3 protein-coding genes are annotated in these 3,316 nt (G+C 38.9%); all 3 read right to left on the bottom strand.

Annotated elements, in window-relative coordinates:
* Positions 1-141 (bottom strand): SHOCT-like domain-containing protein (locus AC1DOS_RS18935; RefSeq protein WP_477538754.1); only part of this gene is annotated, 141 nt, incomplete at its 3' end.
* A 79-nt stretch (positions 142-220) separates the two neighbouring features.
* A complete protein-coding gene (gene uvrA, locus AC1DOS_RS18940) occupies positions 221-3,121 on the bottom strand; it encodes an excinuclease ABC subunit UvrA (protein ID WP_477538752.1) in 2,901 nt (966 codons plus the stop codon).
* Between the two features lie 6 nt (positions 3,122-3,127).
* Positions 3,128-3,316, bottom strand: a 189-nt coding sequence (locus tag AC1DOS_RS18945) for a UvrB/UvrC motif-containing protein (RefSeq protein WP_477538753.1), incomplete at its 5' end; no start/stop codon positions are given.

Here is a 3,316-nt window from a genome sequence, read left to right on the forward strand (position 1 = left end):
AGACTGACCTGTACCAGCAAATGATGATGCTAGTGGTTTCGTCCCTTCATTTCCTAGAGCCTCTAGCAATATTAACGCTTCTTGAGCAGATATCGTCCCTTTTTCGACTGAATCTAAAATGCGTTTACGTTCTTCTTGCATATATTTGGCCTCCTTCAAAGCCGCTTTGCGCGGTACTTTGCTCTTCCCTTATACATACGGATTATTAACTAAAAAGGTTTCATTTTACGGAAACTGATTCTTTTTTCGTCTTTCTTTTCGATGATGCTTTTGCGATTTTCTCTTCCATTCGCAGGCTGTCACGTTCAAGTATTGGTTTTAAATAGTGACCTGTATAAGAGTTTTCAACTTTCGCAATTTCTTCAGGAGTTCCGATAGCTAAAATCGTTCCACCTTTGTCGCCACCTTCTGGGCCAAGGTCAATAACGTAATCTGATGTTTTGATTACATCTAAATTATGTTCAATAACAAGAACCGTGTCACCGCTCTCTACTAATCGTTGTAAGACTATAAGTAACCGTGCAATATCATGTGCATGTAATCCAGTTGTCGGCTCATCTAAAATATAGAAAGATTTGCCGTTCGAGCGTTTGTGTAACTCAGAAGCCAGTTTCACACGTTGTGCTTCACCACCAGATAACGTCGTCGCTGGTTGACCAAGCGTCATATACCCTAGTCCAACATCGACAATCGTCTGAAGTTTACGATTAATCTTTGGTATATTTTCAAAGAATTTTACCGCATCCTCAACAGTCATTTTTAATACGTCAGCAATGTTTTCACCTTTGTATTTTACTTCTAATGTTTCACGGTTATAACGTTTGCCGTGACAAATTTCACAAGGTACATAGACGTCTGGCAAGAAATGCATTTCGATTTTAATAATCCCGTCTCCTCGACAAGCCTCACAGCGACCACCTTTGACGTTGAAACTGAAACGGCCTTTTTTGTAGCCACGGACTTTCGCTTCGTTCGTCGATGCATATACATCACGAATATCATCAAAAACTCCTGTATAGGTTGCTGGATTTGATCTAGGTGTTCGTCCTATAGGGGATTGGTCAATATCGATAACCTTTTCAAGCTGTTCAATTCCTGTTACTTCTTTATGTTTTCCCGGCTTTGCCTTTGCACGATTTAATTTCTGTGCAAGTGATTTATGCAAAATTTCATTGATTAACGTACTTTTCCCTGAACCGGATACACCTGTAACAGAAGTAAAGACACCCAATGGGATATCCACCGTCACATTTTTCAAGTTATTTTCTGTAGCCTCTTTTATCGAAATCATACGACCATCGGGTTTGCGGCGTTCACTAGGAAGAGGAATAAATTTCTTTCCACTTAAATATTGACCAGTAATCGATTTCGAACTCTTCATGACTTGAGTCGGCGTTCCCGCTGCTACAATCTCACCACCATGAACTCCAGCCCCTGGACCTACATCTATTAAATAATCTGCAGCCATCATTGTGTCTTCATCATGTTCAACTACAATTAACGTGTTGCCAATATCACGCATATTTTTAAGAGTTTCAATTAAGCGGTTGTTATCTCGTTGATGTAATCCAATCGAAGGCTCATCTAAAATGTATAGGACTCCGCTTAAGCGTGAACCGATTTGAGTCGCTAAACGAATTCGCTGTGCTTCACCACCGGATAATGTACCGGCAGCTCTATTTAATGTTAAGTAGTCTAAACCTACATTAATAAGGAAGCCTAAGCGTTCATGAAGTTCACGTAAAATGAGACGTGCAATTTGCATATCTTTTTCGGATAACTCCAATGATTTGAAAAATGCATCCGCTTCTTCAATTGAAAATGACGTTACTTGACCTATATGAAGTGATGCCAATTTTACAGCTAATGTTTCAGGTTTCAAGCGATACCCTGTACATGTTGGACAGTCTTGTTGTGCCATATATTTTTCCATTTGCTCACGAATATAATCTGAAGACGTTTCTTTATATCGGCGTTCGATATTTTTTAATATTCCTTCAAAATAAATTTGATTATCTCGGACTTGTCCAAAATCATTTTCGTAACGGAATCGGATTTTGTCTGTACCAGATCCATGAAGAATTTTATCCATTTGGTCTTTTGGCAGTTTTGCAACAGGCTTATTCATGTTGATTTTATAATGTTTGCACACAGCCGCTAATAATTGTGGATAGTACTGTGAACTTGTTGGTTCCCATGGAACAATTGCACCTTCACTTAAAGATTTCGACCAATCAGGGATGACGAGGTCTGGGTCAACTTCAAGCTTCGAACCAAGCCCATCACATTCTGGACATGCACCAAAAGGACTGTTGAATGAAAACATACGTGGTTCTAGTTCACCTATAGAAAATCCACAAATCGGACAAGCATGATGTTCACTAAACAGCAATAATTCGTGTTCCATGACATCGATTAAAACACGTCCATCGGCTAGTCTTAGTGCTGCTTCTAAAGAATCTGCCAGCCTCGGGGCAATATCTTCTTTCATGACAACACGGTCAATCACAATTTCAATGTCATGCTTTTTATTTTTATCCAAATTAATATCATCATCTAAATCCATTAAATCTCCGTTTACACGTACACGTACATATCCTTGTTTCTTAACATCTTCAAGCATTTTGGCATGTGTCCCTTTTCGACCAGATACAATAGGAGCTAATATTTGCATACGCGTGCGTTCTGGGAATTCCATCAACCGATCAACCATTTGTTCAATCGTTTGAGAAGAAATTTCGATACCGTGATTTGGACAAATCGGCTTTCCTACACGAGCAAATAACAATCGTAAATAATCGTAAATCTCGGTTACAGTACCCACTGTAGAACGGGGGTTACGACTTGTTGTTTTTTGATCAATCGAAATAGCAGGTGACAAACCTTCTATTACATCCACATCTGGTTTGTCCATTTGTCCTAAAAACTGGCGTGCATAAGATGATAACGACTCTACGTAACGTCGTTGACCTTCTGCATATATAGTATCGAAAGCAAGTGAAGATTTACCAGAACCTGATAAACCTGTCATAACAACAAGTTTATCGCGTGGAATGGTTAAACTGACGTTTTTCAAATTGTGTGCACGTGCACCTTCTATGCGAATTTCTTGATTTTTCAAATGTCTTCATCCTTCCACTTTCAGTTCCAAAATCGTATCACGCAGTTCTGCTGCACGCTCGAAATCGAGTGCCTTCGCTGCATCTTTCATTTCTTTTTCAAGTGTTAACAATAAAGTTTCTTTTTCATCTTTTGTTAATTTCTTACCTTTTGTCACTTTTTCCATATAAGTTGTTGTTTCTTCAGCATTATGAGA

Source organism: Paenisporosarcina sp. P5_A11 (genome assembly GCF_056400705.1).